Source organism: Streptomyces sp. YS-3 (assembly GCF_045257485.1).
Taxonomy (GTDB): Bacteria; Actinomycetota; Actinomycetes; order Streptomycetales; family Streptomycetaceae; genus Streptomyces.
The window spans coordinates 1-4,163 of the sequence record NZ_JBJHPC010000604.1 but is presented as its reverse complement, the minus strand read 5'-3'; the positions used below and the strand labels follow the sequence as shown (position 1 = coordinate 4,163).

Sequence of the window (4,163 nt, the reverse complement as noted above, 5' to 3'; positions counted from 1 at the left end):
TACCCCTTCCTCACCCTGCCCACCAGCGCCTTCCCCACCGCGGCCGGTCCGGTCGATGTCCCCGTGCGCTATTACGACTCCTCCGCCGCCCATCTCTGCTTCGCGGTCTCCGCCGATGCGGCACGCACGCTGCTGCCCGACGTCACCTGGGTGACCCCCAGCCGGCTGGCCCGACGGGCCCTCGCCGTGCTGTCGCTGTACGAGCACCGTTGCACCACGATCGGCCCGTACACCGAGATCGCGCTGTCCGTCCTGGTCGACGACCTGTGGCGGCCCCGTCCGTACGACGTCGCGGCGGACCTGCTGCGCCGGGTGGACCTGCGCCGCACCGGACGGTACGTCCTGTCCCTCGCCGTGACGAGCGAGGAGGCCCGGATCGTCGCCCAGGAGATCTGGGGCCAGCCAGCGGTGCGGACGGCGGCCGAGGCCGACCTGATGGGCCGGCACATCACCTTCCGCTCCCCGGGCCTCGGGCTCGCCGTCGAGGGCCGGATCGGCCCCGGCGTGCGCTGCCTGGAGGCGGACTGGGTGCTCTACGGCCGCCGGAGCGACAGCACCGTACGCACTCTGGTCCGGGTCCACGGCAGGCAGCGGCTGCACCCCGGCGGCGGGGTCCGGCTGCGGCTGGACAGCGCGGCGGCCGGAACGCTCGCCGGTCAGCTGCGCGCACTCGGCATCGACGGGACGCGGCCCCTGTTCGTCCTGAGCTGCCCCCAGCTGATGCTCCACCGCAGCGCGGGCGCCGTCCTGCCGCGCTGACGTCCCGTACCGCACCGAGCCGAGTGGGAGCCGCCATGGTGACCGAGTCCCCCCGAGCAGCCGCTTCATCTGCCGACGAACTCCTCGGCCAGGTGCGTACGTTGCGGCAGGACGCCGACCTCATGGGGGCCTACGCGCGCCGGCTGCTCGCCACCGCCGCCGCGCTCGGCTGCTGCCCGGCGGCACCCGAGTGGAGCCGGGCCACCCTGGAGCAGCAGGCCGCCGCGTGTGCGACGGCGGCGGAACAACTGCGTACCGCCGCGGCTGCCCTGTTCGCGCACGTCCGCGGCTGACCCGCGCGGCGCGGCCACCGCCGGCGCGGCCTCGGGACACTCCGTTCAGTGGGCCGGTGGCGGGGTATCGCCCACTCCGCTGCCCAGCGACACGAAGTAACGTCCGGTGTCCTCCGGCAGGTTGCGGTGCACCAGGTCGGAGAAGCTCCTGGTCTCCCGGACGACCCGCATACCCTCCTCCGAGAACGTCGAGGGAGCGAACAGACGAGGCGCGAGCAGCGGGTTGTTCAGCGCCTCGGAGAACGCGTCGACGGAGATGATCCGTTCGAGCAGCCGGCCGAAGATGGCGCCGGGCTCCGGCTGCTCCGCGAACAGACCGACGTACAGCTCGATGTCGTCGACACCGCCGTACAGATCGAGCAGCGCCTCCTGGACCCGGGGGTCGCCGGTGATCTGCCGTGGATGGGTGACCGGCGGGAAACCGTAGTGGACGCGGTAGTCGTTGTACGAGGCCAGCCGCAGCTCCCGGCCGACCGCTACCGAGCGCGCCTCGATGGGCAGCAGCAGCTCGTCGGTGTTGAACAGCCCCGACAGACCGGCTGGTTGCCGTGACAGGTCCTCGAACAGCGGACCGAGGCCGCGGTCGAGGACGAGCTGCCCGTTGGCGATCGTCCGGGCGAGTGGCACCGCCTGGTCCGCGATCCGGTAGGTGGACGGGATGAGGCTGTGCCAGCGGTAGACGAGGCTGAACTCGATCGTCGCCCAGTTCTCCCGGTGCCACACCCCGCGGTCGGTGCGTACCGGGTCGAGGACGAAGTCGAAGTGGTACGGCGTGATGTGGTTGATGTACTCCTCCAGCATCACCCGGATCATCATCACGATCAGGGTGTTGCGGGTGGTCTGGAAGACGCGCTCGTCGTCCCACTCCGGGTGGGCGGCGCTGAGGAGACCGGCGACCCGGTTGTGCTCGCGCAGGAACAGGACGTTCAGCGCCATCGGACCGATGTGCGCGTGCACACGTTCGCCGCCGCACGCGAAGAGCGTGTCGACGCAGTCCTTGGGCACCTCGCCGAAGCGGACCGGCCTGATCACCCCGAACTCTTCAAGGATCTGGCCGTCCCGGCACAGCGCGGGCGGGAACTCGGCTCCGTCGATCATTCGGCTCTTCAGTCGGCCGCCCTGGAAGGTGCGCAGGCACGCGGTGACCTCCTCGCGGTCGCCGTAGAGCTGGCACATGTCGAGGGTGTGCGGGGAGTCCGTGCGGCGCGGGTCGCCGGTGGCGGCGTGTCCACGCAGGAAGCCGTCGGTGAACCACTGCGCGAACGCGGGCAGCAGCGCTGTGGAACGCCCGCAGTATCTTCCCCCGCCCTCGCGGCGGAACAGCTCGGCGACCTCCTGCGGGGCCGGCAGGTTCCCGGGCTGCACGGCCGTCGGCGGCAGGTGGCGGCCCACCCAGGAGCGGTCGGTGAGGGAGTCCCAGGAGGTGTACGGGCTCTTCGTGCTCAGCGGCTCCGGGCGCGGGGGCGCTTTGAGGACCGCCAGGTCGGTGAGGGTCGAGTTGAGCCTGCGGTGCAGCCACCTGCTGCGCTGGGCCGCCTGCCAGGCGGGGCGGTAGTGGGTCAGCAGATGGGTCTCGAACCGGTTGCGCCGGCCGTCGCGGGACCTGTCCCGGGCTTCCTTGCGCGGCACCGCCCGGCCCTCGGTCTCGCGAGACGTGACGGTCATGGGTCCTCCGGGTGCGCGGTCGGCGGCGGTCAGGCCGCGGGTACGGACGGGCGGCCGGAACTCACCGGGTAGTGCTGCGGGAACGGGGTGCCCGCGTAGTCGAGGGCGCGTTCACCGCCGGGCAGCGGGCGGACGCCGGGACGCAGCAGCACCCGCCGCACCAGCTCCGGCACGATCACCTGGGCGGCGTACTTCCCGACGCAGTCGTGAGCCCCGTATCCAAGGACGAGGTTGTGCGCGGCCGGGCGGCCGGGGCGGAACTCGGCGGGCGCGTCCAGCACCTCTTCGTCGAACATGGCGGACGCGAAGCAGGCCAGCACCACGCTCTTGGCCGGGATCACCGTCTGCCGCGGCGTCCCGGCGGCCAGCACGTGGTCGCGCAGGCACAGCCGGGGCGTGACGGGCACGAACGGGTGGAAGCGCAGCGCCTCCCACACATAGGCGTCGAAGCGCTCCGGGTCGCCCGCGCCCGCCGCCCGTTCGGCCTCGGCCAACGCCTCTGGGCGCAGCGCCAGCTCCTTCAGCGCGGTGGCCGTGCACTGCGTGGCATTCTGCTGATAACCCGTCAGGTAGCCGGCGAGGTTGGCGTTGATCCGCTCGTCATCGAAGCCGTACTCGGCGGGGAGCCGGGTGCGCAGCATCCGGTCGAGGATGTCTGTCCGCCCGTCGCCGTCGCCGTCGCCGTCGCCGTCGCCGTCGCCGTCCTCGGACGTGGACGCAGACGCGGACCGGCGGCGCGTGATCACCTCGGCCACCCGCTCGCGCAGCTCGCGCCCGGCCGCCACCCCGGCCGCGTGGATCTCCGGGTCGCGGTCGGGATTGACGGCGAACGCCCACTGCATACGGCGGGTGCAGGAGTGCAGGACCTCCTCGTCGATACCGTCCAGGCCCAGGTAGGCGCGGGCCACCTGGGCGGCGGCCAGACGGGCGTAGTCCTGGATCAGGTCGAAGGTGTCACCACCCCGGGCGAGCGCCTCGTCCAGGACGGCGTCGGCGGTCCGGGCCGTCAGCTCGCGCACCCGGGGCGCGTCCTCGGCCGCCAGGAGCACCTGCCCGTAACCGCGCTCGCGCCAGTGCAGGTCGGCGCCGTCCCGGGCGAGGAGGAAGGGAGCACCGAGCACCTCCTCCAACGCCGGCCCGAACACGCCGACGGTGAACGTCTCGGGCGCCGACAACACCTCCAGGACGTCCGGGTGCCGGGTGACGAACACACCGACGGGCGTGCTGAACACCGGCCGGTGTGCGCGCAGTTCGGTGAACAGGGCCGCCTTGTCGGCTGCCATGCTCCGCCGCAGCAGGGCCACCCGCCGCGGGACGTCGTCCTCCGGGAGCGCGTCGTACGCGGTGAGGAAGTCCATGACGGCATTGAGCCACCGCACGGCGGCCGTCGCACGTCGGGCAGGCATCCGGGGCAGCGCCGGGGTGCGGGGGAGCGGGGCCGGGGTG

Annotated in this window: 4 protein-coding genes; 2 read left to right on the top strand and 2 right to left on the bottom strand. The window is 72.7% G+C overall.

What is annotated here, in order from left to right; genetic code table 11:
* Positions 1–759, top strand: a 759-nt coding sequence (locus tag ACJA3G_RS31640) for an acetoacetate decarboxylase family protein (protein ID WP_406556480.1), incomplete at its 5' end; no start/stop codon positions are given.
* A 35-nt stretch (positions 760–794) separates the two neighbouring features.
* Positions 795–1,052 (top strand): hypothetical protein, encoded by a 258-nt coding sequence (locus ACJA3G_RS31635; RefSeq protein ID WP_406556479.1) that lies wholly within the window; start codon positions 795–797, stop codon positions 1,050–1,052.
* A gap of 45 nt (positions 1,053–1,097) precedes the next feature.
* Here the strand turns inward: ACJA3G_RS31635 and ACJA3G_RS31630 are convergent, their stop codons facing one another.
* Both ACJA3G_RS31630 and ACJA3G_RS31625 read right to left on the bottom strand, forming a co-directional pair.
* A complete protein-coding gene (locus ACJA3G_RS31630) occupies positions 1,098–2,717 on the bottom strand; it encodes a peroxidase family protein (RefSeq protein WP_406556478.1) in 1,620 nt (539 codons plus the stop codon).
* Positions 2,718–2,746: 29 nt separating this feature from the next.
* Positions 2,747–4,163 (bottom strand): cytochrome P450 (locus ACJA3G_RS31625; protein ID WP_406556477.1); only part of this gene is annotated, 1,417 nt, incomplete at its 5' end.

Bases quoted from the DNA above. Each gene is read 5' to 3' on its own strand.
- ACJA3G_RS31635 (WP_406556479.1), top strand. From the start codon at position 795: ATGGTGACCGAGTCCCCCCGAGCAGCCGCTTCATCTGCCGACGAACTC.
- ACJA3G_RS31630 (WP_406556478.1), bottom strand. From the start codon at position 2,717: ATGACCGTCACGTCTCGCGAGACCGAGGGCCGGGCGGTGCCGCGCAAG.